The 26,875-nt window shown below is 40.0% G+C and carries 25 protein-coding genes and 1 pseudogene; 8 read left to right on the forward strand and 18 right to left on the reverse strand.

All coding sequences use genetic code 11. The annotated features are described in order from the left end of the window. Positions 1–169: 169 nt before the first annotated feature. Positions 170–469, reverse strand: coding sequence for a hypothetical protein (locus tag RMY32_RS14465; RefSeq protein WP_322709126.1), 300 nt, complete (start codon positions 467–469; stop codon positions 170–172). 114 nt (positions 470–583) lie between these two features. Further along, positions 584–2,311 (reverse strand): S8 family peptidase, encoded by a 1,728-nt coding sequence (locus RMY32_RS14470; RefSeq protein ID WP_322709127.1) that lies wholly within the window; start codon positions 2,309–2,311, stop codon positions 584–586. Between the two features lie 640 nt (positions 2,312–2,951). On the opposite strand from RMY32_RS14470, the gene RMY32_RS14475 reads away from it, so the two are divergent. Beyond that, positions 2,952–4,418 carry a glycoside hydrolase family 13 protein gene (locus RMY32_RS14475; RefSeq protein WP_322709128.1) on the forward strand — a complete coding sequence of 489 codons (1,467 nt, stop codon included), beginning with the start codon at positions 2,952–2,954 and terminating at the stop codon, positions 4,416–4,418. 105 nt (positions 4,419–4,523) lie between these two features. On the opposite strand, the gene RMY32_RS14480 is transcribed toward RMY32_RS14475, so the two are convergent. Beyond that, positions 4,524–4,943 carry a fasciclin domain-containing protein gene (locus RMY32_RS14480; protein ID WP_322709129.1) on the reverse strand — a complete coding sequence of 140 codons (420 nt, stop codon included), beginning with the start codon at positions 4,941–4,943 and terminating at the stop codon, positions 4,524–4,526. 150 nt (positions 4,944–5,093) lie between these two features. On the opposite strand from RMY32_RS14480, the gene RMY32_RS14485 reads away from it, so the two are divergent. Beyond that, the gene (locus tag RMY32_RS14485) at positions 5,094–5,330 is read left to right on the forward strand and encodes a DNA-directed RNA polymerase subunit omega (RefSeq protein ID WP_322697759.1); all 237 of its coding nucleotides are present in this window, start codon (positions 5,094–5,096) and stop codon (positions 5,328–5,330) included. A gap of 75 nt (positions 5,331–5,405) precedes the next feature. Then, complete coding sequence (locus RMY32_RS14490) at positions 5,406–6,053, forward strand: hypothetical protein (protein ID WP_322709130.1); 648 nt, start codon at positions 5,406–5,408, stop codon at positions 6,051–6,053. A 654-nt stretch (positions 6,054–6,707) separates the two neighbouring features. Here RMY32_RS14490 and RMY32_RS14495 read toward each other — a convergent pair. Continuing rightward, positions 6,708–7,028 carry a TMEM14 family protein gene (locus RMY32_RS14495; RefSeq protein WP_322709131.1) on the reverse strand — a complete coding sequence of 107 codons (321 nt, stop codon included), beginning with the start codon at positions 7,026–7,028 and terminating at the stop codon, positions 6,708–6,710. An 87-nt stretch (positions 7,029–7,115) separates the two neighbouring features. Here RMY32_RS14495 and RMY32_RS14500 point away from each other — a divergent pair, with 87 nt between their 5' ends. From RMY32_RS14500 to RMY32_RS14510, 3 genes are all read left to right on the forward strand, one after another. Beyond that, positions 7,116–8,489 (forward strand): ATP-binding protein, encoded by a 1,374-nt coding sequence (locus RMY32_RS14500; RefSeq protein ID WP_322709132.1) that lies wholly within the window; start codon positions 7,116–7,118, stop codon positions 8,487–8,489. Between the two features lie 296 nt (positions 8,490–8,785). Beyond that, positions 8,786–10,123, forward strand: coding sequence for a tellurite resistance TerB C-terminal domain-containing protein (locus tag RMY32_RS14505; protein ID WP_322709133.1), 1,338 nt, complete (start codon positions 8,786–8,788; stop codon positions 10,121–10,123). Positions 10,124–10,217: 94 nt separating this feature from the next. Next, positions 10,218–11,546: an ATP-binding protein gene (locus RMY32_RS14510; protein ID WP_322709134.1), complete on the forward strand. Its 1,329-nt coding sequence runs from the start codon at positions 10,218–10,220 to the stop codon at positions 11,544–11,546. 51 nt (positions 11,547–11,597) lie between these two features. Here RMY32_RS14510 and RMY32_RS14515 read toward each other — a convergent pair whose 3' ends face one another. The 4 genes and pseudogenes from RMY32_RS14515 to RMY32_RS14530 form a co-directional block, all read right to left on the reverse strand. Beyond that, on the reverse strand, positions 11,598–12,974 hold the full coding sequence (locus RMY32_RS14515; protein ID WP_322709135.1) for a serine/threonine-protein kinase: 1,377 nt from the start codon (positions 12,972–12,974) through the stop codon (positions 11,598–11,600). 316 nt (positions 12,975–13,290) lie between these two features. After that, a complete protein-coding gene (locus RMY32_RS14520; RefSeq protein ID WP_322709136.1) occupies positions 13,291–13,773 on the reverse strand; it encodes a cupin domain-containing protein in 483 nt (160 codons plus the stop codon). A 60-nt stretch (positions 13,774–13,833) separates the two neighbouring features. Then, a pseudogene (locus RMY32_RS14525) lies at positions 13,834–14,022 on the reverse strand (Uma2 family endonuclease); the annotation flags it as partial. A 108-nt stretch (positions 14,023–14,130) separates the two neighbouring features. Next, positions 14,131–14,343, reverse strand: coding sequence for a hypothetical protein (locus RMY32_RS14530; RefSeq protein ID WP_322709137.1), 213 nt, complete (start codon positions 14,341–14,343; stop codon positions 14,131–14,133). 50 nt (positions 14,344–14,393) lie between these two features. Here RMY32_RS14530 and RMY32_RS14535 point away from each other — a divergent pair, with 50 nt between their 5' ends. After that, positions 14,394–16,532, forward strand: coding sequence for a peptidase domain-containing ABC transporter (locus RMY32_RS14535; RefSeq protein WP_322709178.1), 2,139 nt, complete (start codon positions 14,394–14,396; stop codon positions 16,530–16,532). Between the two features lie 116 nt (positions 16,533–16,648). Here the strand turns inward: RMY32_RS14535 and RMY32_RS14540 are convergent, their stop codons facing one another. The 3 genes from RMY32_RS14540 to RMY32_RS14550 all read right to left on the reverse strand — a co-directional run bounded on the left by RMY32_RS14540 (position 16,649) and on the right by RMY32_RS14550 (position 20,651). Continuing rightward, entirely contained in the window at positions 16,649–18,286 is a 1,638-nt protein-coding gene (locus RMY32_RS14540; protein ID WP_409883031.1) for an HlyD family efflux transporter periplasmic adaptor subunit, read from the reverse strand. A gap of 103 nt (positions 18,287–18,389) precedes the next feature. Further along, entirely contained in the window at positions 18,390–18,665 is a 276-nt protein-coding gene (locus RMY32_RS14545; RefSeq protein ID WP_322709139.1) for a hypothetical protein, read from the reverse strand. An 804-nt stretch (positions 18,666–19,469) separates the two neighbouring features. After that, positions 19,470–20,651: an AGE family epimerase/isomerase gene (locus RMY32_RS14550; RefSeq protein WP_322709140.1), complete on the reverse strand. Its 1,182-nt coding sequence runs from the start codon at positions 20,649–20,651 to the stop codon at positions 19,470–19,472. 198 nt (positions 20,652–20,849) lie between these two features. Between RMY32_RS14550 and RMY32_RS14555 the strand changes: the two genes are divergently transcribed. Next, positions 20,850–21,749, forward strand: coding sequence for an aspartoacylase (locus tag RMY32_RS14555; protein ID WP_322709141.1), 900 nt, complete (start codon positions 20,850–20,852; stop codon positions 21,747–21,749). A gap of 53 nt (positions 21,750–21,802) precedes the next feature. Here RMY32_RS14555 and RMY32_RS14560 read toward each other — a convergent pair whose 3' ends face one another. From RMY32_RS14560 to pheT, 7 genes are all read right to left on the reverse strand, one after another. Next, positions 21,803–22,162 carry a type II toxin-antitoxin system PemK/MazF family toxin gene (locus RMY32_RS14560; protein ID WP_322709142.1) on the reverse strand — a complete coding sequence of 120 codons (360 nt, stop codon included), beginning with the start codon at positions 22,160–22,162 and terminating at the stop codon, positions 21,803–21,805. Beyond that, complete coding sequence (locus RMY32_RS14565; protein WP_322709143.1) at positions 22,149–22,379, reverse strand: CopG family transcriptional regulator; 231 nt, start codon at positions 22,377–22,379, stop codon at positions 22,149–22,151. The genes RMY32_RS14560 and RMY32_RS14565 overlap by 14 nt, the downstream gene beginning before the upstream one ends. Before the next feature lie 193 nt (positions 22,380–22,572). Further along, the gene (locus RMY32_RS14570; protein WP_322709144.1) at positions 22,573–23,367 is read right to left on the reverse strand and encodes a Tab2/Atab2 family RNA-binding protein; all 795 of its coding nucleotides are present in this window, start codon (positions 23,365–23,367) and stop codon (positions 22,573–22,575) included. A gap of 2 nt (positions 23,368–23,369) precedes the next feature. After that, complete coding sequence (locus RMY32_RS14575; protein WP_322709145.1) at positions 23,370–23,594, reverse strand: hypothetical protein; 225 nt, start codon at positions 23,592–23,594, stop codon at positions 23,370–23,372. Between the two features lie 49 nt (positions 23,595–23,643). Continuing rightward, on the reverse strand, positions 23,644–23,913 hold the full coding sequence (locus RMY32_RS14580) for a YciI family protein (RefSeq protein WP_289799149.1): 270 nt from the start codon (positions 23,911–23,913) through the stop codon (positions 23,644–23,646). A gap of 15 nt (positions 23,914–23,928) precedes the next feature. Beyond that, positions 23,929–24,324 carry a hypothetical protein gene (locus tag RMY32_RS14585; RefSeq protein WP_104909346.1) on the reverse strand — a complete coding sequence of 132 codons (396 nt, stop codon included), beginning with the start codon at positions 24,322–24,324 and terminating at the stop codon, positions 23,929–23,931. A gap of 92 nt (positions 24,325–24,416) precedes the next feature. After that, positions 24,417–26,867, reverse strand: a complete 2,451-nt coding sequence (pheT, locus tag RMY32_RS14590; RefSeq protein ID WP_322709146.1) for a phenylalanine--tRNA ligase subunit beta — start codon at positions 26,865–26,867, stop codon at positions 24,417–24,419. Between the last annotated feature and the right edge of the window lie 8 nt (positions 26,868–26,875).

Genomic DNA, 26,875 nt, shown 5'->3' on the forward strand with positions numbered 1-26,875 from the left:
AGTGCTGTCAATTTGTGCCTTACAATACGGACACTATATTCCTTATATTACCGAAGGCTCTGCTGAAAGTAATTTGGAAATTCAAGTGAAGTGTAAGTTTCCAGAAAAACCAAAACCTGATTCACAGTAACAGCAAAAAATTATCTCTACAAAAGGTAGGCAATACCAATTAAACACCCAACTTGCCTATATTTATTTTTCTATTAAGCAAACTTAATTGCTGCGATCGCTTCAAATACTTCACCCAAGGTTGCTCTGATAACTGGGAAATGGCTTTTGGTGAAAGTGTTGCTGTGAAAATATCTTTGCCACTGCTAACACCACTGACACCAAAGCTTTCTAAAACAGCAGTTGCAGTAGAGTTTAAAATTGGTTCAGTATGGATGAAAACGCCCAAACTCGTTTCTTCTGAATTTTGAACATCATTCAGCGCTGTAGCAAGGGCGGCATCTAGTTTCTGATAATTCATCAGCAATTCCTCGGTAAAAAGGGTAAGCAATTATTGCCTACCCTAACCTATCAAAGTTATAAGTTTTTATCGCCTATCCTTGTACAGAAATAATATCCATCATTCTCAGTCTAATTACAGATTAGCTGCGTTAATTACTCCATAACCCCATTTATCATCAAATGTGCCTGCGGGTTTGCCAGGAATGGCACTATTTTTACGTAGCAAGTCTTTGACAGCAGCCGCATCGAGTTTAGGATCTCGCTGCAACAGCAGTGCCACTAACCCACTTACAAACGGTGTCGCCATACTCGTACCAGCCTGCACCACAAACTTGGAATTAATCATCGATGAGCGGTCAAAATTAGCATCGGCAGAAAGTGTGGAAACAATCATCGCTCCTGGTGCTGCTACATCGGGCTTCTGCCCATCATTGCGTAGAGGCCCTTCACTACTAAATTCCGAAATAGTATCCAATTCTAAGCCCATTTCTCGCACTTGGCCATCAATATCTGTGTACTTGGTTTTAGTAGTATAGGCGGCAACTGTAATTGCACTGCTGGCGGCTCCTGGCGAACCAATTTTTAACGCATCTTTCACACTTTTACCAGTGAAAAATACTGATGAACTATCATCTAGTGTCCACACATTTAAACATGTGTCAGTTGAAGAAGTGTTGCGGACTCGCAACTGCCAAATACCTCCCATGACTGGCGAGGGGTCAATACCGCGTATTTGCACAAAGAAATTATGGTCGCCGTTGGCTTGGTCTGGTGCTGGTGTCGCTAATTGCACCCGTGCATCTGGTAATTGGTAATCTTGGGCAGCATTACCTTCAGTAATGATTTTTTGGAAGGGAGTAACAAAACCGTTCGGACTCCGCACAGATACTTCTAATTCGCTGTCTTTGGCATACCAAGCGTTTAACCAAACGATACCTACTTGATTCAAAGGAACATTGAAACGCATACCACGAGTGCGTCCACTGGGTATGGTCGCTTGTCCATGAATGTTGTCATTTCCTTCGTTACCGGCTGCACAGCAAACTATTCTTCCAGGGCCAGTTTCAGCATCAATAACTTTGGATAAGGAATCGCTACCATCATGAGCATCAGCGTGTCCGCCCAAGCTGAGATTCACCACTGCTGGGCGTCCCAACTCTCTAGCAACTCGAAAAATGTAACGCACACCATCTGCAATGTGGGCATCTTGTAAATCTGACCTGACGACAACTAATTCCGCTTCTGGTGCGACACCGCTATAACAAGTATCGACACCAGCGGCAATGCCAGCGACGTGAGTACCATGACCGCCAGTATCCTGAGAAACTGTCAGTTGCGCTCCCGTAAATTCAGCCCCATAGCCGCCCTCTGTGACTCCTGGCCCTGGGAGTGTTTGATCCCAAATGTGTAAAATTCGTCCAGCAAAGGCGGGGTGTTTCGGATCGATGCCACTGTCTATAATGCCGATGATTACTCCTTTACCAGTCAATCCGGTTTGATTCTTAAATTCCGGCAGTTTGACTGTTTCCATTGCAGTGTCCATCCTTAAATGAAGTTTGCGTGATGGCTTAATCCGCACAATCACATCTTCTTCAGATAAGACATCTAAACTATCTATGGGTAAGAAAGCTGTCCGCACACTCCCGGAGTTTTGATTGACTTCAATATTATATTGTGATAAATAACTTAAGTCTGCATCAGGGTCGCAGTAGATAAAAACGACGCTCTTAGTGGGCTTAACCGGGCTTTTGTGGGCAATGATGCCAAGTGATCGCTTGTGTGTAACTAAAGCTCGATCTCCTTCATTTTGATAGTCTTGATATGCCAAAAGTAGTCCAGGAGAAAGTTTTTCGTGTCTCATTTTTACCTTAAATTAAATTGAGTTGCCGTCAACAAAGTAGTGGTTATAGCAGGATAAGTCGCTCTCGGATTAACACAGTCTATGTAGTTTTTTTGCTTTGATTATTTGATGCGACTATAGTTATCTATTTATTTTATAGATAACATCAAATAAGCTTAGGAGGTAAGAGTTATTCCTAAGACAATTGCTAATTCATAACTCATATTCTGGAATTGCGTATCCCTCATAGTGATTTTCTGTGGTTCCTGAGACATCTTCGCTCGGTTGCATTTAATAATTCCCAAAATCTGAGGTAACAGTAATTTTTATGAAACTATTAAACTAATCCATCATCTGCCTAAATCATTACGGACAAAGTGAAGAAAATAAAATTAAGAAGAATTAAGTAATAAATAAATTTATTAAAGAAGATTTAAGGCTCAGAATGCAATCAGTGAGGAGTCTGTGTATATGAACTGTTAAAAACTAAAATAAATTGTAGTCAAAATAGTTAAGACTGATAACATTTGCGTATAAAACAGCATGAAAAAGGCTAAATCACTAATGAATACTGAGAAATCACAGATTCTCTATCATAAGTAAGAGCCATAAAGAAGCTAATATTTGCAACGATCGCTTCTGAACGTACAAAGAGTTATTCATGCAAATTCAAACACCAGACTGGGTGAAGCACGCTGTTTTCTACCAAATTTTCCCAGATCGTTTTGCCAGAAGCAAACAGCCACGCAAACGGTTATTGCAAGAGGCCCGTTGGGAAGATTGGGACTCTATGCCAACCCTCCAGGGCTATAAAGGCGGCGATTTATGGGGCATTATGGAGGGTTTAGATTACATCCAGAATTTGGGGATTAACGCGATTTATTTCACACCGATTTTTCAATCCGCCAGCAATCACCGCTATCATACCCACGATTATTACCAAGTTGACCCGATGTTAGGGGGCAACGAAGCTTTTAAAGAATTGCTCGATGCAGCCCATCAACGGAATATCAAAGTCGTTCTGGATGGGGTATTTAACCATTCTAGCCGGGGCTTTTTCTTTTTCCACGACGTTTTAGAGAATGGCCCCCATTCACCTTGGGTAAATTGGTTCAAAATTGAAGGCTGGCCGCTTTCAGCTTACAATGGCGAGTTTCCTGCCAACTACGTGGGTTGGGCGGGAAATCGCGCCTTGCCAGAATTTAACCACGGTAATCCAGAAGTACGAGAATACATTATGGAAATTGCCGAATATTGGATTAAATTCGGCATCGATGGTTGGCGATTGGATGTACCATTTGAAATTAAAACTCCTGGTTTTTGGCAGGAATTTCGCGATCGCGTCAAAGCCATCAATCCCGAAGCTTATATTGTGGGCGAAGTCTGGGGAGATTCCCGCGAGTGGTTGGATGGAACGCAATTTGACGGCGTGATGAATTATCTATTTGCTGGGCCAACAATTGCCTTTGCAGCAGGCGATCGCGTAGTCTTAGAACAAGTCCAAAGCCGCGACTATCAACCCTACCCACCCTTATTTGCTGCCGAGTACGCCACCAAAATCCAAGAAGTACTGCAACTTTACCCTTGGGAAATTCAGCTAACTCAACTCAATTTGCTTGCAAGTCACGATACAGCCCGATTGATGACCATTGCAGGCGGCGATATAGCCAGTATAGAATTGTCAACTCTATTGTTACTCACCTTTCCCGGTGCGCCCAGCATCTACTATGGTGATGAAGTTGGTTTACCTGGTGCTATAGACCCCGACTCACGCCGTGGTTTTCCTTTAGAGAGTAACTGGAATCAAGAAATTTTCAATACTCACCGCCAGTTAATTGCCCTCCGCCACACTTACCCAGCCTTACGTACTGGTGATTACCAAGTTCTCTATGCTCAAGGAGAACTTTATATCTTTGCGCGAACTTTGGGAACAGAGGAATTGATAATTGTCATCAACGCTGGCACAAGTTCGGCAACAGCGAATGCAGATGTCGCTACTTTGCGTACTCAACCCAACAAGCCTTTATATGGCACTGCTGAAGTTGAGTGGAATAGTAAAGGAGAAACTCAGCAGTTGTCATTGACTGTTCCTGCACGCAGTGGGTGCATTCTGGGGACTGGGGGCTAGGAACTGGGGATTGGTGATTGGGGACTGGGGGATGAGGGCGACAAGGAGAATAATCAATGCCCAATGCCCAATGCCCCATGCCCCATGCCCCAATACCCCAATACATTACTTCCCCGCCACCATTGCAGGCACCAACACCGCATCAATAATATGGATCACGCCATTGTCTGCCAGAATATCTGTTTTGAGGACATTGGTGTTATTTACTTTAAATTTACCGTCGGCAGATTCAATGGCGACAATTGACCCTTCAAGCGTCTCTGCCTCGTTAATCTGTACCAAATCATCAGACCTGACATCCCCACTAGCGATATGATACGCCACAATTTTCTGAAGCTTGGGGATATCTTGTAGTAGCGAGTCTAAAGTTCCCTCTGGCAGATTAGCAAAAGCTTCGTCAGTTGGTGCAAACAGCGTGAAAGAACCAGGGCTTTTCAAAGTTTCGATGAAATTTACAGCTTTAGCAGCCTTTATTAGGGTATTGAAATTACCCGCTGCGATCGCAGTTTCCACAAGGTCAGCCATGAGGGTGCGTTATTTAATACTACAAGTTACTTATAAAGTGACTAAAATATCTTAGCCTCTATCAATAGAGAGGTTGCTGGCGATTTAACAGACAGCAGTAGACTGATTTAGTACTGTTACACTGGAGAATGACCCCAAGAACCACTGATTATGCTAAAGCGTTCTAAGTTCGAGACAACTCAATCTCAGATTATGCACCGTGCTGAGGATCTGATTAGTGCAGCCTCAAATCGATACCGCATTACGGTTCAGGTAGCAAATCGTGCTAAACGTCGGCGTTACGAAGACTTTGAAACTAACGAAGATGCAATGATGAAGCCGGTGCTAAGGGCAATAATCGAAATGTCCGATGAATTGACTCAACCAGAAATTATCGGCGAACTATAAGATTGAGTGCTGAGTGCTGAATTCTGAATCAGGCAAATTCATCTTTCCACTCAGCAACGCCCAAAATATTGTTTTATGAAAAAGAAAAAATTTCTATTTAAATCAATTTTCTCAAAACTCACAACTCAGTACAAGCGAAACGCCCCGCTGCCGCTAACACCACTACTGCTTACCTTAATACTAGTGAGTGTAATTGTTTTAGGTTCAGGAGCGGATAAATCAATAGATAGAAATTTATTTAGTATCCAACCTGCTTCTGCTCAGAGAATCACGCCTAGCGATGTTTGGCAGCTGGTGTATCAACAGTTGCCAGATTTTCCATGGGAAAATAAGTATATCAGTAAAGAAAATGGGAAAGTTGCCGAAAACAACACCTTAGCAAATCGCCTAATTAGATATCACATTTATACCAAAGGGCGGGCCCCTATTTATCGCTTAGATTGGAAGCTGACTTTAGCTGATTACCTGGGTGTGAACGAAATTATGTATGATACTACCTATCCAGGAAATGATGCACTACGAGAAAATCCGATAGAAGGCGATCGCAAAGCTATCAAAAGTCTCACGCGCAGCCAACGAGATGCTTTAGTACAAGTCTTAGTCAATATATTTAATCCTGCTTCCCAAAATACCCTATCTCCTAATTCCAATACCGCACCCAGTCCGACGACATCAACTACCCCACAGCCACCACAACGAGGAGGTGCCGAACTACTAAAATGATAAATTTTCCTTTGCGTCCCTCTACGTTTAAAAAACTAAACTATAGAAGATGTGGAAAGGCAATTCGACAGTAGTCTTTCAGAACTGCAACGCCGAGAAAATTTTTACTTTTCTTTCTACTCTCTGTTTCTATGTGGTTAAAAAGTGATTTTTTAAACCAGTAATGCCCAAAAAAACAGTCATAAGAGCAATTAGAGCCGTAGTCACACAGATTAAGACAGTATTGATTGCTCAAAGTTTTGAAACAACTGGGTTTTGACTCAGCACTCAGCTATATTTGCCAACAATTTGACTCACCTTGATAAAGGTACTGTGCGCCTCTACCCGTTTACCTTATTTAACGTGAATTCGATAAACCTCTCCCTGCCTTGAACTTTAGTTCAAGGCTGTCCCTCTCCGACTCGGAGAGGGACGATTTTGCGTAGTAAAATCAGGGAGAGGTCTTTATTGATTGAGCGAATTTTGCAGACACTATATAAGCCGTCGAATTCACGTTTATTTAGACAGAAATCACTATAACTCATTGAGAATCCTAGAAGTTATTAGGCAAAGGTAACAAGTCACAGTAATATAAACGTACTAATATAATTCAAAGCAGAGAAACTCATGCCACACCAAAAAAACAGGAGGGTGGTTATTGCTGAGAGACTAATGCTACCTTAAAGCCACAAATTGATTCACCATCACCGCCAATGCCAACATACCCAAAATTGTCATTAATCCCGCAGGCATAAACTTGCGTGTTTTTGCCAGTCTCAATGCAAAGAAAACTACTAAAACAGCAGTAACTAACACTGCTAAAATCGCACCCCAAGTTTGTCCTTGGAGTTGAAAGTAAGCGGCAAGTATTAGTAATAAACCGCTAATGGTACCGCTTAAGAGTGAAACCTTACTTGTAGCTTGAATGTAGCCAATAACCCCACCAACAATCGCTAATATACCGTAGGCAAAAGCAGCAATTATACTTAAATTCATTGTTAAAACCTATGTAGACTTTGACTTTACTGCCAGGGTCAGCAGACAATTTACCATAGCTATCTAGCTATACCACACAGTTGATTTATGGATAATCAAGCGATGCCAATGGCAAGTACTTCTTCATATACAAAGATTCAATATCTCCAGCGCCAAGCAGCCTCACTTTTACTGTACCAATCTGTTCTGCAAGGCGAAGTCGGGATAGCATTTCTGGAACTTTTGCAAGCTATACGTTACACTGACACCGATGCACGGGGTTGTCTCCAAGCTTACGGCAATTACTTTTACGCTTTGGCTGCTAGAAATCAAAACTGGGAAGACTATTTAATTACTCAAATTCTCTTTTGTGAGAATCCTTTTACAAGGCTGGCGGGAGTGCAAGAATTTGAAGATTTGCCTCCAGCTTTAATAACAGCAGTTCAGCATGATTTACAAGTGTTGCAAAGCCTCTATGAGTGTAGCAGCGCTTCTTTGAGCGAGTGGGTACAAAACGTAGCTCACATGCCGATTTCACCAGTAGTGTGGTATAAAGAGCAAGAATTGGTAGGAGTAGAGACAAAATTCATTACATATCTACAAGAGTTAGATAATTGGGGTGATGCTGTAGAAGAGTTAGCAGCTTATTATCGGCAATGTGGCTCTGGTTTATTTGCAGAATATCGCGCTTTACGATGGCAATCTGGGCAGTTTATCGGTATTAGATATTCTGACCCGGTTAAACTGAGTGCGCTTGTCGGTTACGAATCTCAAAAAGATGCTTTGCTGAAAAATACAGAGTTTTTATTATCAGGAGAGATGGCACTGCATGTATTACTTTACGGTAGTCGCGGTTCTGGCAAATCTTCTTTAGTGAAATCTTTGTTGAATGAATATAGCGATGCCTCCGGCAAGGGCAAAGCCCAACGCAGCCTCCGCTTGTTGGAAGTGGCAAAATCCGATTTAAAAGACTTACCAGAAATCGTGGAACATTTACGGGGTGTGTCACAAAAATTTATTATCTTTGTCGATGACCTTTCATTTGAAGAAGATGATGATGCCTTTAAAGCCCTCAAGGTAGTTTTAGAAGGTAATTTAACGGCGCGGCCTCAAAATGTAGTTGTGTATGCTACTTCCAATCGCCGCCACTTGATTCGGGAGTATTTTGTGGATAGACCTACCCCCAAGGATAACGAGGAAATCCATGCCTGGGATACGATGCAGGAGAAGCTTTCGTTTAGCGATCGCTTTGGTTTAACCTTAACTTTTGAACCAGCTAATCAGAAAACTTATTTAAAAATTGTACAACATCTCGTGGCACAAGCTGAAATTAATATTACCCAAGAAGATTTAGAATTTCAGGCATTACAATGGGCAACTCGTCATAATGGTCGTTCTGGACGCACAGCACGGCAGTTTGTTGATTTTTTAAAAGCAGATTTAACAATTTTTCATGCAAATAAAAATATATCCAACACTTAACAATAAAATTATTTCATTAATGATTGCACTTTTTTGTAACTTCCAGAACAATGTTATGCAATATTAACTAAAATGAAAGATTTCATAACAATTACGATCCCAAATCTGGGAAAAATATCTTGAATAACAAACAGAACAATAAATTATAAACCACTTACATTAAGTATTTTATGTATATGTGTTGTTTAATTACGAATTACGCTAGTGTAGCGGTAGCAAGTCCACGTACTCTTTCAGAGAAGCAAGCTACGCTTTTAGCGTCTCGTAGAGAGCGTCATTACGAATTATAAATTACTATGAGAGCTACTTATTTAGATAATTTAACTACGCTAAAAACCAGCAATATGCAATCAGTAACGATCGGCAATAGATTTATACTAGTGATAGTTGCCTTTAGTGTGAGTTTTGGTCTTAGCCTTGTCCCAAGCTGGGATTTTAATAAAGCCTTTCTCACAGGTGTAATTACTGCCGTTACTATCCATACAACAGCATTATTCATAGACAAGAGGCGCAGAAATTATGAAATGTTTGTTTTAGGTTCGCTCCGCAAGCGAATTAAAGATATGGAGGAATTAAAGGCTCGTGTTGTCAGAGAAATCAATCAAATTGAAGAACATCATAATTTACTATATGCTGAATCACAACAGTTGCAAAATCAAGTCATAGAAAGCCGTAGCCAAAGAGATAGTTTACATCGAGAATTAAGAACATTTGCTGGACAAAAGAAGCAATTAGAAACAGAAGTTAATAGCCTGCAAATTGAAATTAATAATTTGCAGAATAATCAAACTGAATTGAACAATGCTTTTTCTATTCTCACCGCAGAAAAGCGGCGTTTAGAGTCAAATTGTAATGTATCTCGCGCTGAAATCGCTCAGTTGCAAAGTCAAATTTCCGAGCTACAACACGAGAAACAAGAAATTGAAAGTAATTTAACTCTTTTAGGCAGACTCAAACCCCAATTAGAAGAAAAATTATACGAACTGCGAATTGCAATTCAAGAGCTAGAAGTTGAGACAACCCAAAATAATCAATTGCTGGTAGCAACGAAAACCGAAAGAGAAAATATCCAAGCTATTCTTAATTATTCACAAACCCAACTCGCAGAACACAAAGCCGAATTACAGCAATTACAAGGCCAAGTTTCATTATTGCAAGAAGAACGAGACTCATTACAAAATCAAGTATGGGAATTACTACAACAAGTAGAAACCTTAAATCCAGAGCCTTTGTTGGATAATTCCCAAGAAGATGATATTGAGTTGTTTCCATTTTCCGAAATAATTGAACCTTCAAATGTAATTAAAAATTCGGAAGTTGAGACATTGGAAAATATCTCCGAAGAATGGACTAATTTTCTAGTAAATCTCCCAGGACATGAGTTACAAGTATTAAAAGCTATAGTTGAACAAGATAATCCTAATAGTGCTATTAAAACAATTGCTGAAGCAAACATCACTATGCCAAATTTATTAATTGATTCTATAAATGAACGTGCAAATGATACTATTGGCGAATTAATAATCAATTCTGATTCTGAAAGACCAAAAGTTTATCAGGAGTACATAACAGATGTCAAAAAAATGATTGCGATGTATGAAGGCCTCATGACCAGACATACTTCGTCAAATTAAATTGTTATTGCCGTCGTAAGATTTAGTAGTAAGATGATACACCTTACCTACTTACCGCGTGCTTCTGCGTTTAGAATAAAGTGAAGTGTAATACATGGCAAAGCTCAAAATCTCGAAAAAAATATCCACTGCTTTAATCAATTCCCTTGGTGCGGGGGTAGTACCAAGAGTGGGAGTTGAATATATAGCAGTAGGGCGAGAAAAAGAACTAAAAAGCCTATTACAAAATCTCGATGATATTGCAGAAGGTGTAGCAGCATTTCGGTTCATAATTGGTAACTACGGTTCCGGTAAAAGTTTTTTACTGCAACTAATTCGCAACCGTGCGATGGAGCAAGGTTTTGTAGTAGCTGATGCTGATTTATCCCCTGAACGGCGATTAGCTGGAAGCAACAATGAAGGTGTAGCCACCTATCGAGAATTAATGAGCCACCTAGCTACAAAAACTCGTCCTGATGGTGGTGCTTTAGTCTCTATTTTGGAAGGATGGATTAATAAAATTCAACAAGAAGTGGTTAAAGAAACTGAAATGCGTCCAAATGACGATGGTTTTGATGACCAAGTTGAATCGAAAATTAGGGAAGTGGTTCAGTATATTGAAGACTTAGTTCACGGTTTTGATTTTGGTAGCGTAATTATCGCTTATTGGCGTGGCTATCGAATGGATGATGATAATTTAAAAAATGCGGCGATGCGCTGGTTGCGGGGAGAATTTACTACTAAGGTTGAGGCGAAGGCTGCTTTAGGAGTGCGCGTTATTATTGATGATGATAGCTGGTATGACTATATAAAACTGTTTGCTAAATTTGTAGCTGAGATTGGTTATAAAGGACTGTTAATTTTAGTTGATGAAGCTGTACATTTATATCAAATATCTACTACAGTTACGCGGGAAAAAAATTATAATCGACTCCTGGCAATGTTTAACGATACCATGCAATGTAAAGCAGAACATCTTGGTATTGTTGTTGGTGGAACAACTAAATTTTTAGAAGACCCCAAACGAGGACTTTTTGCAGACCAAGCTTGGCAAAGACGCACCAAAGAAAGTCGTTTTGTTGCACAAGCTAATGTTCAAGAACATTTAGGGGCAGTAATTCGGCTAAATCCGTTGAGTGAAGCAGAAATATTGATGCTTTTGCAACGTTTAGCCGAGATTCATGCAGTAAATTTTGGCTATGAACAGACTTTGACAAATCGTGAGTTGAAGGAGTTTGTGCAAGAAATTATTAGTCGCTTGGGTGCAGAAGCATTACTGACACCAGGGGAAATTGTGCGAGATTTTATGAGTGTGCTGAATATTCTTCACCAAAATCCAGGAATTGTGTTTGGTGAATTAATTCATGGCTCTAAATTTAAACCTACTGCTATGGGTAAGGATGCAGATGTGGATGAGGATGGCGCAGCCGAATTTAGTTTGTGATTAATAATGAAGACACTGAACAATAAAAATAACCAGATTACTCTACAAAGTTTACTTTTTTGTAATTGGTAAGCTTAGCCAATCGCTGAGTTCATGAGCTAGCCAGTCAAGTTCCAAAAGAGTTACAGTAAAAATATCGAGTTCATTACTGGAAATTACATATTTTTTAATACCTGCCCATATTGTCAAACGATATCTATTGTACTCACTTTTGTTTATATCTAACCGTAAAATCTCTTGTCTAGAACTTGGAAGCGGATTGTGACGTTCAAGCTGAAATATTTTATAAATCAAATAAATCTGCTGTCGATTTATGTAAAGTCGCTTTCGCCCAAATACACATATACAAATCAGAATAAAAGCTACAGGGGAAATGAATAAAATACCTCTTAATAAACTACTCCAATCACCACTTAATAGCGGAATACTCATTATAAAAAGTATAAAAAAGTAGAGAATTATAAATGTAAGTGTTTGAATAGATAATAATCCTGCCCCTGGAATGATAATATCTATAAAATTAGCATTCTTATTCAACAAAATTTTACTACCATGAGGTTTTTTAGGAATTGAATTAATTGCCGTGCCCCTAAGCTGACTCTGATTATCCTCTAAGATTCGCATAGCATCTTCAGTGGAAGCCAAGCGTTTACTCATAATAGGTTCTGTCATCCGCCTTAACCAACTGCTAAAACCAAAACTAATATTAGCAGCTTGTTCAAATTCAATTTGTAGGTCTGTTTGTGGTAAATCGCCTGGATGCTGACCTGTTACTAAATGAATTAAAGTTGCTCCTAAACTGTAAAGGTCAGAAGCACGAGTAGCTTTACTATTAAATTGTTCTGGTGGCATATAGCCGTAACTTCCCACAACTGTCATAGTGCTGCTTGTTCTGGCGATGGTTTGCACTGAACCAAAATCTACTAAGTAGACTTCACCCACACTATTACCAGAGCGATTTGTTAATAAAATATTACTTGGTTTGATGTCACGATGAATTACGGGCGGTTGACGACCATGCAGATATTTGAGAATTTCTAGAATGGCTTTTGCTAGTTCTTTGACTTCTTCTTCACTAAAACTACGCCCTGCTTTGAGTTGCGCTTCTAGAGATTGGGCTGGGATATAACTTTGTACGAGTGCAAATCCTCTGCTGTTAGGTAAATCTAGCTCAAAGTAGTCAAGGTAACGGGGAATGGCTGGGTGAGAAAGTGCTTTGAGAGTTTCAGCTTCTCGCTCAAACAGTTTGAGGTCGTTCCATTCAAACTCATTACCAAAGGACAGTATTTTGACTACTACTAATTCTAGAGTTTGTAAGTCACGAGCTAGCAGCGTCCGTCGTCCAGCTTTTTTGCCTAATTCCTGTTGCACTTGATACCTTTCTAACAGGATTTCTTGATTAGAATCTGGCGATTCTCGACTTGTCATTTGCTCGTGACTCCAAAGCTTTGTTGCTTTTATAGCTTTGCTGTTTGTTACTGCCCCACTGTAAGATTACTTAAGTTAGCAACAAGCATTAGGGAAAGTATTTTTCTAAAATTTGACTTACTATAGTGATTACCAGTTACGTGAGGTACAGATAATATTTTGAAACGCAAAGGGACGCTAAGTAAAGCGCAGAGGTACGCAGAGATTTGTACCTCAACAGACTAGGAAACGCTATATCTACTCAATACTACTTAGATTTTGCCTAAAAAAAATGTATAGGAATAAAACTCAATCAAAACTACAATTATCATCGAATTCATCTGCTTTCAGTATTGGTTAAAATAGCTTTTGGTTGATTAGCATTAAATAGAGAAGCAGACAACAGAATAATCGGCTTGTTTGTTTGGTTTTCTGCATAATGAACCATTCCGGCAGATTCAACTAAAGAATCTCCCACTGTAAGCTGTATAGTTTTCCCTTTTTGAAGAATCAATTCTGCACCGTTAGCTTTCGTTACTTTAGCTTCTCCTTTCACAACAGTATAAGTTAAACTTCCCGCCTCTACTCGTTCAATCTGCATTCCCGGATGAGTATGAGTAGGGAGTTTTGCTCTTGGTGCGATGGTATAGCGTACAAGCTCAAGAATCTGTTTTTGATCTTGAGTAGGATAACCATTCGCTAAAACTTCACGGGTAACAGATTGAGTGTAAGTATTGGGTGAGGAGATTTCTTGGCTCTTAACAACTACACTGCCAAAAGCTAGGATAGCTAAGGGAAGAATCAGAGACAGTTTTCTCATATTAAAAGTTTTTTGTTTGGGCAATACCTTTAATTAAATCATTTAAAGCATAAGGTATCAGTCGCCTAGAAGCCGATCCAATTGACGGCATAGGATAGAACTACAAACTGTATGAGGCGTTCCCTTTGCTGTCATTTAAATCAGTTCCCCTCGAATCAATTCAATACGATCGCCTTCTGTGAGAAATCCGAGTTCAATCAATTGATGGTATTGTGCGAGCGTAAATTGCTTAGGTGTCACAGCATTCATCAGACATCCTTCCAATGGCAATGATTCCACTTTGACTTGTACACTAACAGAGATTAAACTGGCTGCTTTGTTTACCGCCACAGGCATTGCAATAACTTACAGTAACTTTCATCTTAAATAGACCATGCAATAGGACACAGCAATCAATACTGCTCGGTTAAGGGAAATGGAAGGTGAAATCAAGAAAATTTGTTGGATAGACAGTTGTAAAGTCAGGATGGCTTGTTGTAGCAGTTGGGCTTTAGAAATAATGTCCGAGTCAAAAGCAGGCATTGCTCCCGTGCCTATGGCGGTGGTAATTAGGGGGAGCTTTGTGTTCATTTTAAAACCCAATTGGGAAACATAAAGTAAAAAATTGGGTATTTTCTGTGATGAAAGCGGTTTTACAACATAGTGAAGAAGATTGTGGTGCTGCTTGCCTTGCAACCATAGCACAACACTACGGTAGAACCTTCGGCATCAACAAAATGCGGGAATTAGTAGGTACAGGTAAGCAAGGTACTACTCTGCTTAGTTTAAGACGAGGAGCGGAAAACTTGGGTTTTAATACCCGTCCAGTGAGAGCAACTCCTGAATTAATAGAACGCTTGGATAGAATTTCTCTACCTGCCATCATTCACTGGAAAGGATATCACTGGGTTGTATTGTACGCACAAAAAGATCAGAAATATGTTATCGTCGACCCAGCAGTAGGTATTCGCAAGCTCAACCATCAAGAGTTATTAGAGGGATGGACGAATGGTGTCATGCTGTTATTAACTCCAGATGAAACTCGTTTTTATCAACAGGAGTCGGATAAAATAGACGGCTTTGGACGTTTCCTCAAAAGAGTTTTACCCTATAGCAAAATACTTGCGGAAGCGATCGCAATAAATATTGTAGTTGGACTTCTTTCTCTGGCTTATCCTTTAATGATGCAGCTCCTTACAGATGATGTTTTGGTGAGGGGAGATATACAGCTATTAACTACCGTAGCCATTGCGGTTATTACCTTAAATATTTTTCAAGCTGCTATTGGTATTGTTCAATCTCACTTAGTAGGACAATATGCTCAAAGGCTAGAGTTGGGATTAATTCTAGATTACGGGTATAAACTCCTGCGCTTACCCTTATCTTATTTTGAGGCCCGTCGCAGTGGAGAAGTTGTTAGCCGCATTGATGATATAGAAAGAGTTCATAATCTAGTTTCTCAAATTGTTTTGGGTTTACCCAGTCAATTTTTTATCGCTGTCATTTCTTTAGGAATCATGATTTTTTATAGTTGGCAGCTTTCTTTAGCTTCCTTATTTGTCTTTATAATAGTTGTAGGTATTAATTGGCTATTTTTACCGGCTTTACGACAAAAAACCCGTGCTTCTATTATTTTAAATACAGAAATTCAAGGTTTTCTTGTAGAAACTTTTCGCGGTATGCAAATACTTAAGACTACCCAAGGTACTCCTCAAGCTTGGGAAGAGTATCAAGCTAATTACGGTCGCCTCGCTAATTTTAAGTGGAGTACCATGAAGCTAGGGTTTTACAGTACCACCGTTACAACTCTATTCAATAGTTTGACAAATATTGGTTTACTTTGGTTAGGCAGCTACTTTGTAATTAATCGCACTCTAAGTATAGGTCAATTACTTGCTTTTAACGGCATGAGTGGAAATTTCTTAGGGTTTTTGAGTTCGGTGGTCGGCTTAGTTAATGAATTTATTACTGCTCAAGTAGTAATTCAACGCCTCACAGAAGTCTTAGATGCTACAACAGAGGATGAGAAAGAGTGTAAAAAACCTTGGGCGGAAATCACTGCTGACACAGATATTATTTGTAATAACCTAAATTTTCATTATCAAGGTAGAGTTAATTTATTAAAAGATTTCTCTCTCATCATTCCTGGAGGAAAAGTAACGGCCTTAATCGGACACTCAGGTTGTGGAAAAAGCACTTTAGTTAAGTTATTAGCGGGATTATATGACTTGCAATCTGGTAATATTCGTTATGGAAATTATAATCAGCAAGATATATCTTTAGACTGTCGCCGTCAACAAATAATATTGATTCCTCAAGAACCGCACTTTTGGAGTCGTTCAATTATCGAAAATTTCCATTTCGCCTATCCTTCAGTTAATTTTGAACAAATCGTGAGAGCTTGTCAGATAGCTGGTGCAGACGAATTTATTAGCAATTTACCTGATAAATATCAAACTGTCTTAGGGGAATTTGGTGCAAATATTTCTGGAGGACAGAAGCAAAGATTAGCAATAGCTAGGGCAATTGTTAGTAATCCACCAGTGCTAATATTAGATGAGTCTACAGGCGCTTTAGACCCAGCATTAGAAACTAAAGTTTTAGATAATTTATTAGCAGATCGTCAGGGTCAAACAACTATTATGATTAGTCACCGCCCTAGAGTAATTGAGCGGGCTGATTTCATTGTTCTGTTAGAAACAGGAGAGTTAAAGCTGACTGGAACTCCCAATGAATTACGTCAGCTACCCGGTCAGCACTTGAAATTTTTAACTCCCTAATATTCTGAAGTAAAAGTTTTTATAGCGATTCTCAGTTACGTGAGGTAGAGATAATATTTTGAAACGCAAAGGTACGCAGAAATTTGTACCTCAGCAGATTAGAAAACGCATACATATCATACATTGGCTATTAATCTTGCTTTTCTCAAAATAAATTGTAAGACAGTTTCCTCTTGAGAGATAATATCAGCGCTTCCTTCCATTCCTAATTGGATTGCACATTCTTTTCCTGCAATCTTCAATATATAGTTTTCTGGTTTAATATTCACCTTGTAACTACCTGTTTGTGAAATTCCCCCCATCCCTAAAGAAGAGTTAGAAGAATTTAAATTAGATTGAGGTTCTATTGCATCTGGAGAAATGCTGCTCACTGTTCCTTGTAAAGAGCCATAGTCGGGATAGGGACAAGCAGATACGCGCATATATACTTTTTGTCCTAGCCGAATTTTACTGATTTCCTCAGCAGGAATATCGGCTTTAATTTCCAATGGTGCTTCACTAGGAGCAATTTGGGCAATCATCTGTCCAGAACCAATGACTTGGGAGATATTTCGTAGATTGAGTTGTGCTATTGTGCCAGAGGCAGAAGCACGAATTATGATATTTTGAAGTTCAATTTCTATTTGTTTGAGTTCTTTTTGGAAGCTGTTTAATTGGTTTTCTAATTCTGTTCGTCGTTGAATAAGCTGTTCTCTTTCTTGTTGGAGTCGAGATAAAGTTGCTTCTCCTCTAGCTTTTTCCTGAGCGATTCTTTCATGAGCGATCGCTACTCCTGCTGCAGAGTTAAGGGTAGTTTTAGCTTTTTTTAGCCTTGCTTGGGCTGCTTCAACAGCTCTTTGTTGCTTTTCTACAGTTTGCTTGTGAGCTTCTACTATTGCTAATTGGGATAAAAGTGTTTGTTGTTGTTGTTGAACTGCGAGAGTTACTTCTTCGTATGCGTCTTGAGAAAGCGCACCAGATTTGACTATCGGTTTATAGCGATCGCGTTTGACGATCGCTGCCTTGAATGAAGCTTGGGTTGCAAGTGAACTCGCTTGAGCCGACTTTAATTCTGCTTTGGCTGTTTCTAAATCATCTTGAACTAATTTTAAGTTAGCTACTAATTCTTCTACTTCCGTGCTGGTGCTAATTTCACTGTTGCGATAATCCGTTTGAGTGCGTTGCAGTTCAGCTTGAGCAGCAGATGTGGCACGATTTGTTTGTTTGGTTTCTGCTTGAATTTGTCTATATAAAGCAGAAATTTGAGCAGTTATTTGAGTTGATTGAACTGTAGTTTGTTGAATATTGCCAAGAAGTTGACTTTTTTTAGTTTGTAAGCGAGAGCCATCAAGTATAGCGATAATATCTCCTTGCTTAACTTGCTGATTTCCTTTTACTAAAATATCTTTTATTATCCCTTCCGTTGCAGCTTGTACTAGACGGAGTTCTCCAGCAGGACGAATGGTAGCAGCTACTTTAACTGTAGTTTTATATTTGAGGATACTTGCAAGGGTAACGCCTGCAACAAAGGTAGCTATAAGTATCAAGCCGCCAATAGTTGTCCATTTACCGATCGGAGGTAAAAAGTCTTCTGGACTAGCAGCAGCTAGAGAGTTAAGATTAATTTCTTCTGGCTGAGGTATTGCTTTTTCTACCTTGGAAAAGGAATGAGAATTTGGGACGAAAGAGATATCAACATTAGTCATAGTTAAGTAAAAGAAGACAAGTTTAATAATTTCTAAAATTTTTAGTTGCACTTGAAGTCTAGTAAGCAAAAAGCTCTGCCTTTAATTGTTTGAAGAAGGCAGAGCTTGAGTAACTGCATTTCTCGGTTAGAGTTGAGAAATCAGGTAGATAAGTTGTTTGAGTTTTGCTAGTCTAATTTCCGTCTAATTGGCCCTCTCCCACTATTCCAGTTGCTTCTAAAGCTAGCTCACCTGCTGTATAGAGTCCAAGTGCTGTCATGCCTCCAGCCTGAGTGACTCCGTTGCCTGCATTATTCAAAGTTTTTATTGTAGCCTTTGAGACTACTTTTATAGCTTTTTTCCACCAACTTTTACCTCCTGTCAATTGTTCGCAACATTCATCTGATAAGACTTCAAACAATTCTTCTTGGTTTTCAATTCTCAAGCTTTCATTTTTGTTAATAGACATAATCGTTATTCTCCAAAATAAATACGAAAGTTAACTTGTTAATTCTTGAGCTAGAAAATTATATTGTTTCTGGCTAGAACTATTAATTAGATTAATCAAAAATAATCTATATACACAGACTTGACAATCTAACTTTTGGAAGATAGCAGATATCCATGACAATTTTTTTGCTGTTGATTCAGTATTTATATGGCTCATTTTCCCAAACTAAGCTTAGTAAGTAAATATATGGAATTTTATTCGCTATATAGTCTTTATTCTTATAATTATCAAGCTTTTCAAATGCAATATTTTTTAGGTATTTACATATATAAATAATATTTATATGATCATTATGAATTAGTTATAGTTTTACAGGATTTATTTAAATTTATTAATAAACTTTTTAAGTTATTTCTGCCTATTTACACTGAGATTTATTTTCTGCTAAGGTATCAATTGTATGAAACGCTAAACTGGCATAGCTGCTGTAGCTTGCAAACAAGACATTGGAACAACACGATTTTGTGAGGTTAGCTTAAAAATAAGCGATCGCACGACGAGACAATTCAGCTTTACGTTGCTGTTGCAGATAGCCACTATTACATTAAAGTAAGCTACTCCATATTTAAATTGCATAATTACGGCGGGCAAGATGCCCACCCCACAAGAGTTATATAAATTTTAGATATGCAAACTAGATGTGGTTTAGCTTATGACTTGACTATCTAAAGTGGATCGGTTCTATAGTCTACGCTATCAAATAATTGTTTGAGCATAAAAAATAAGATGCGTTTTCCCTAAAGATTAAACTGACTGCGTTGTTTACCGCCCCAGGTTTTGCAATGCTTCAAATTGTTGCCAACAAAGGTACAATGCACGCGGTACGTGAAAACATCCTTTCCATTTGCCGCCTTTGAGGTTCAATAAGATTTCTCCACGCCGATTCAGATAGCCAAACCATTCACCATACTCGGAATCAGCAAAGTGTGACCAGGCGTAATCGTGCATCTTTTGATACCATTCCCAACACACCTCACGCCCTGTCAACCGATAACCCATCGCTAATGCAACCAATGACTCTAGGTGAACCCACCACAGTTTTTGATCCCATTCCAATTGTTGTGGGGGATGACCATTTGCATCCATAAAGTAATACAATCCGCCGTACTCGTTATCCCAAGCAAAATTCAGAATATTTAGCACTACATCAACGGCTTGGTTAATAGTTTTGGTGTCGTTTTTCCGACGCGTGATGTCCATGATAAACCACATCGCTTCGATACCGTGACCTGGATTAATCAGCCTTCCCTCAAAACTATCGATGTGGGAACCGTCAGGGGCAACGTTTTCGTACATTAGTCCCCGCTCTTGGTTGAGAAAATCCGTCATCACTTCGCGGACTGTCTCAGCTAGGACATTCTCTAGTGTTTCCTTTGGTAGCAACCATTCCATTTCTAGAGTCAGGTTGGCTAAAATCATCGGTACAGCCAATGATTTCATCGGGCGTGTGCCGGGATAAGTTTTATTATATTTGCCCTTGGGGTTATCTTTGCGGCGTAATACGTTGTTATAAGCTTGCATTGCTACATCCTTTGCCCATTCTTCGCCGCCAGCGAGTGCATATTGACTAAATGCCATCGCTGCAAAGCAATCAGAAAAGATGTTGTAAGGGTGAACTAATGGTTTACCTTCACGGGTGAGGGCAAAGTACCAGTTACCATCGCTATCTCTGCCATGTTGGGCAAGAAAATTAGCGCCATTGCTGGCAATTTTTAGCCAGTTTTCGCGCTTTTCTAGCTGGTTGTAAAGCATCGAAAAAGTCCACACTTGGCGGTTTTGCAGCCAAATGAATTTGTCTGTATCATAAATTTTGCCTTCGCGATCGAGGCAGGTGAAATAGCCGCCTTGCTGCCAATCAAGAGAATATTTTTCCCAAAAGGGGAGTACGTCGTTGAGGAGGGCGTTTTTGTAAAGTTCAGCGTTCGCTTGAAAGTCCTTCTCCATAAATTTCCTCCCTTTTTGTACTAAATCTAACAGCTTAACAGTTATCATATTTTGGCTCTAATATGGAGCGTAGGCGTAGCCCTTCGTAGACATCGCGTCAGGCTTTTACAAGATTTAATCAACAGAAGTTATACTTCTATCTTGGATCTTGCACCATTCTCAATAACCGTAGGGTAGTTTTTTAGAGATGAGGTTGTTATGAGTCAGATTGAACGAGTTGCGATCGTTGGAGGAAATCACGGTAATGAGCTAACAGGAGTACATTTAGTCAAAAAGTTTCAGCAATATCCTAATTTAATTAATAGGGCAAGTTTTGAAACTCTGGCATTACTTGGCAATCTCAAAGCTATTGAAGAAGGAAAACGATACATTGAAAAAGATTTAAATCGTTGTTTCACTAATCAAGGTTTACAAAATCCTCAACTCTTAAGTTATGAAGATATGCGGGCAAAAGCAATTCAACAGATATTGCAACCGCAAAATCAGCCCTTTGTAGATGTAATTGTTGATTTGCATAGCACAACTGCCAATATGGGGTTAAGTCTGATTTTTTGTGATATGCATCCTTTCTTGCTCCGGTTAGGCGCTTATTTAAGTTCTATCAATCCTTTGGTGAAAGTCTTTATTAATCAGGAATCAAAAGAAAATGGTTTTCTCCGTTCTTTGTGCGAATTGGGTTTTGTTATAGAAGTTGGTGCTGTAGCTCAAAATGTTTTAAACGCCAAATTATTTCAGGAGACAGAACAGCTTATTTATGCAGTTTTAGATTATTTTGAAAAGTGCAATCAGGGTAATATTCCGCAGACAAGCAATCACCTTACACTTTATAAATACATTCAGACTATCGATTATCCGAGAAGCGATGCCTACGGTGGGCTGCGCCTACGCGGGGAAATTCAAGCCATGATTCACCCCCAGCTTCAGTTTAGGGATTATGAACCTTTGCATCCAGGCGATCCAATGTTTCTGACTTTTGAAGGAAAAGATATTTTCTATGAGGGAGCGTCTACTGTTTATCCTATTTTTATTAATGAAGCAGCTTACTACGAGAAAGGAATTGCGATGTATTTAAGTCAAAAACAGGAAGAAATAGTTTGATTTGTTCATCGCCTTTGCCTCATTTTTATCTCTATTTTTATTCCCTAATACCTCTAAACCACAAATCCTAAAACTACATTTAAAGCTGTATGAATAAGTTCCCAGTAGTCTGACTCTAGTACACCAATTAAACCCAAAATACGACTACAATCAACAGCACGAATTTGCCCAACATCAATAAAACGGTCTTGGTCTAGTCCATTATTTAGTGTTGCTTTTATATTGACAACATAGGGGGCTTGTTTACTTCCGGGGCGAAATGGTATGACGATTGTCAGTAATCCATACTGATTCATGATGTCATTTTGCACAATCAAACAAGCGCGGATTTTTTTTGCTTCAGCTCCCACTGTTGGATCGAGATTCACCCAACGTATTTCTCCTCGCCGATAAGTTAAATTACTCCCTGGCATTTATGCCATCTCCTGCAACACCATCCCAAGCAGCAATTTCAGCTTGATACTCTGCATTTTCAACATCCTGCTTTAGCGCTATAATCATTTCTGCTGCTAAAATTCGGCGGCGGTGTTCTGCTAGCAGTGTATTGATGTATGCACTACGGTTTCCCTGTGCATACCGATCTACAAATTGCAGAATGTCTTCTTCTAAGGTAATTGTGACTTTGAGCATCTATCAATAATTTTGAGTATTACTATTTAGTATGACTTTATAATCATACTAAAATTTGCTAGACTTATACACTTGTCCTGTATAGGCAAATTACAGTAAAGCGTAGACCCATATTTACTTGTGGTCAGACATCACTTTAGTCGATTTATTTAGCGATCAAAATTAAGCAGACAAATATTTTTGGCCATTAATATTAATTTTCTGCTTGTAATAACCAAAAGCCGCTATAAGTCATACCAGAATCATCGGGTTGAACTAACAAAAAATGCAATCCTCGGCAATGCTTTTTACGTTGTTCAAATGCTTGGGCTGCTGTTGTAACTTCTGGATCTTCAAATGTGGCAACAATCCACCTATCCACCAAGCTAGCTTCTAATATTAAGCCATCCGGTGCGCCAGAAATGTAGTTCAAGCTTACAGGACGGGCTTGCTGCAACCACCGTGCTAGGCGCATTGATTGCCGTCCCCCATAAATTACTACACCAGGAACGGGGACTGTTGATGCCAAACCTAAATTGATCGGTTTGAAATGTTCCGGGATGTGCAAAATGGGAATAGGGCGATCGCTAAATCTCGTTTCTACATCACTAGCAGCTAAACTTGCAAAACGCCATTGTTCTCCCCAGAGGTTTTCTGGTAATGGTGCTGGGGGTGGTTTATCCAGCGTTAAGGGATATTGCTTTTCTTGTAACCACTGCTTTAACGCCAAGGTGTGGCGGGTAGGTTCGACATTTATACTTAAGTTGCGTCCAGCCGCTTCAATTAAGCTTAGAGACTGAGGACGAAACACCTGAATTACATCTGGCAATTTTTCCCCAGCAGCTAGCTCAAGTTGAGTCGCAACCCAATTAGAATTTGCTGCTGACTGGAGACAGGTGGCTTCATATTCAAAGCTGCGAGTTGCGTCACAAATCAACAATTCCCATAAAATTTGTCCAGACGCATCTTGTGAGGGACGACGATAAAAATCAACCTGCCAAATTTTCATAATTATGTGGGCATGGGGCATGGGGCATTGGGCATGGGGAGATGGAAGAGATCGGTGAGAGTTAAAACTGAAAGTTTCATGCTCAGAGGTTCAAGGTTCATGCTCAGAGGTTCAACGTTGATGTTCAAAGGTTCAAGGTTCATGCTCAAAGGTTCAACGTTGATGCTCAGAGGTTCAATGTTGATGTTCAGAGGCTCAACGTTGATGCTCAAAGGTTCAACGTTCATGTTCAAAGGTTCAACGTTGATGCTAATTCTCCCATGCCCAATGCCCAATTTATAAAGCCTGAATCCATTCTTTGACTGAATATTCAGTCCAGATGCCATTTTTCCAGTAAGGATCGTTCTCAATTAACTGGCGCACAGTGGCTTCGTCTTCGGCTTCGTAAATCCCAAAAACTTTTGTAACATCCTTAGTGGGGCCGATGGTAATCAGCACACCGGATTCTTTCTGTTTTGCTAATCCGTCTAAATGAGCTTGACGATAGGGGGCGCGTTTTTCGATAACGTCTTCGCAGTAAGTTCCCCAGAGTACATATTTAGGCATAATTGCTTGTTACTCCTACTGGTTAATAAGATATTGCTCTGCCAAGAGCTTGAGCCGATCTCCCTCTAAAATGAGATTGTCAATTGCTTGTTTGATTTCAATGTATGGCTGACGAGATAATTTTTTTTCTCGTTCAATTGCACGTCGAGTTTCTGCCCTCAACCTTCCAGCCCACTTGTGTTTACCAAAAATATCTAAGCCAACCGACACAACACTATCTGTACCAGATTGACTTGCTTCTTGATTAATATTACGTATATTTGCATTAACCTCCTTTTTGATCGCTCTAAGTTGCTTTTGTAATAGAGAAATTTGCTTAACCTGTAGTTTGACTGATTTAGGACTATCAAACGTGAGAGACATGTGTGATTGCGTCTGCTGAATTTGTTGAATTATTTCCAGCGTGTTCATAATACGCCCCGATCTAGAGTTGAAAATTTTTGGTCAGTAAGTAGAGTATTCCCAGGTTCAACCTGGGAACTAGACCAAAAAACTTCTAACTCCTAACTTCTCAGGTTAACGCCGAATTTTTCCACCAAGGCTTCGCGGACTTTATTGTGTACTGGTTCCACTTCTGCCTCAGTAAGGGTACGATCGCTAGCCCGATAAATTAAGCGGAATGCTAAACTCCGTTGTCCTTCGGGGACGTTTTCACCCCGATATTCATCAAATAATTCCACTGATTCGAGCAAATCTTTACCAGCTTTAGTAATTACTTTTTCAATTTCGACAACTGAGATTTTCACGGGTGCGAAAAAGGCAATGTCGCGATCGCTAGCTGGATATGTAGAATAAGGCCCGAATGTGGGAATGAGGACTTCATCTTCTCCGAGAGAATCTAAAAGCACATCTAGATCCAACTGAAAAACGTAAACGGAATCTGGTAAACCTTTTTCTCGCCGCAGTTGGGGATGGAGTTGCCCAAAAATCCCTAGTCTGTTACCCTGAATCCAGAGGGAAGCGGTGCGTCCGGGATGTAAGCGATCGTCGCGGCGATCGGGTTGAAATTCGATTTGCAAGCTAAGTTGCCGAAATACACTTTCTAAAATGCCTTTGGCTTCAAACCAGGTGATAGGTTCTTCACGTCCACTTTTTGACCATTTGCCAAGGGAAACATCCCCTCCGATAATTCCCGCTAGGGCTTCTGTTTCTTGCAAACCGTCTTCTTCTTGCCAGAAAATCTGCCCGATTTCAAAGCCGTTAAGGGCACCATTACCCTGCTCTAAATTGTATTGAAAAGCATCAATTAACCCAGATATCAAATCGGTTCGCAGTGCTGAATATTCAACAAATAAGGGATTGGACAGGACTATATTTCTGTCTTCTCCTGGTTTGACTAAAGAATAGTGGATTAATTCTGTCAATCCTTCAGCCCGGAGGAAAGCTCGTAATTTGCGAATTACTTCCTCATCTAAAGGCAGATAGCCAGCTTCCGCTTTTTCTGGTAAAGTATCGCAGAATTTGTTGTAACCATAGAGACGGGCGATTTCTTCAATTAAATCAATTTCGCGCTCTAAGTCGCGGTAACGATAGGGTGGTACGGAAACTGACCATCTAGGTTGATGGCTGCTATCTTCTCCTGAAGAAGTTAACTGACACCCCAATGCAGTTAGGATGCGCTCAACATCTTGTTTTTGCAGTTCGCCTGTATCTTCTCCTAAATCTATCGGCCCCAATATCTGATTAACTCGCTCTAAACGCAGGGCGATAGAACGACTCCAGGTAGACGGATCGGGGCGGGTGTCGGCAATTTCTTGCTGGACTATAATTCCACTCGCTAATTCGCTAATTAAGGATAAGGCGCGGCGATTGGCTATTTCCAACTCAGCCCGGTTAACTCCCCGTTCGTATCTGCCAGAAGCCTCACTTCTTAATCCAACACTGCGGGAAGAACGGCGAATTGCCACGGAATCAAATAAAGCTGCTTCTAAAACTAGACTTTGAGTACCTTGATGGACTTCTGTTTCTTCCCCACCCATGACTCCCGCCAAGGCAACGGGTTTTTCGTTAGCGGTGATTAACAAATTTTGGGATGCTAGGGTGCGAGTTTGTCCATCTAGGGTTTTGAGCGATTCTCCATTATTGACGAAGCGAACGCCGATGCTTAAATTTTCACCACCTGCAACAGATTTTAGGCGATCGCGGTCAAACGCGTGCAGTGGTTGTCCCCATTCCAACAAAACGTAGTTAGTAATGTCCACCACATTACTGATAGGACGTACCCCAGCCGCCCGCAAACGCTGTTGCAGCCATTCGGGAGATGGAGCAATTTTCACCTGTTCAATTACCGTACCGATGTATGCAGGACAAGCTTGGGTATCGGCAATTTTTAAAGTTAAATTTCCGGCATTTTTGGAAATAGAGACTTCAGCAGGTTCAGGAATGCTCAACTTTCCACCCGTTAAAGCTGCTACTTCTCTGGCTACACCTACCATACTCAGAGCATCAGCGCGATTTGCAGTTGCCGTCAGGTCTAAAATTACATCATCTAAACCTAACAACGGTCGGACATCACTACCCAATGGTAAATTTTCCTGGGTAAAAATGTGGATTCCGTCTACATCGGTAGGCAAACCGAGTTCCTTTAAAGAACAAATCATGCCCTGAGATGGGACACCACGTAGTTTTGCAGGTTTGATTTTTAAATCAATTTTGGGTAAGTAAGTACCCGTAGTTGCCACTGGGACATAGATATCTGCCTTCACATTGGCAGCACCACAGACAATATTTAAAGTTTCACCTGTACCGATATCCACTTGGCAAACACTCAATTTATCGGCGTTGGGATGGGGTTGACGCTCAAGCACTTTGCCAATCACTACGCCATTTGCCCAAGTGCGGCGATCTTCAATCTCTTCAACTTCAAACCCCGCCATTGTCAGGGTTTCGGCTAATTCTTCTGGACTAAGTTTTATCTCTACTAGTTCGCGCAGCCAATTTAGAGAAATACGCATGGAGTGTG

It is taken from the genome of Nostoc sp. ChiSLP03a (assembly GCF_034531215.2).
Classification (GTDB): domain Bacteria; phylum Cyanobacteriota; class Cyanobacteriia; order Cyanobacteriales; family Nostocaceae; genus Nostoc.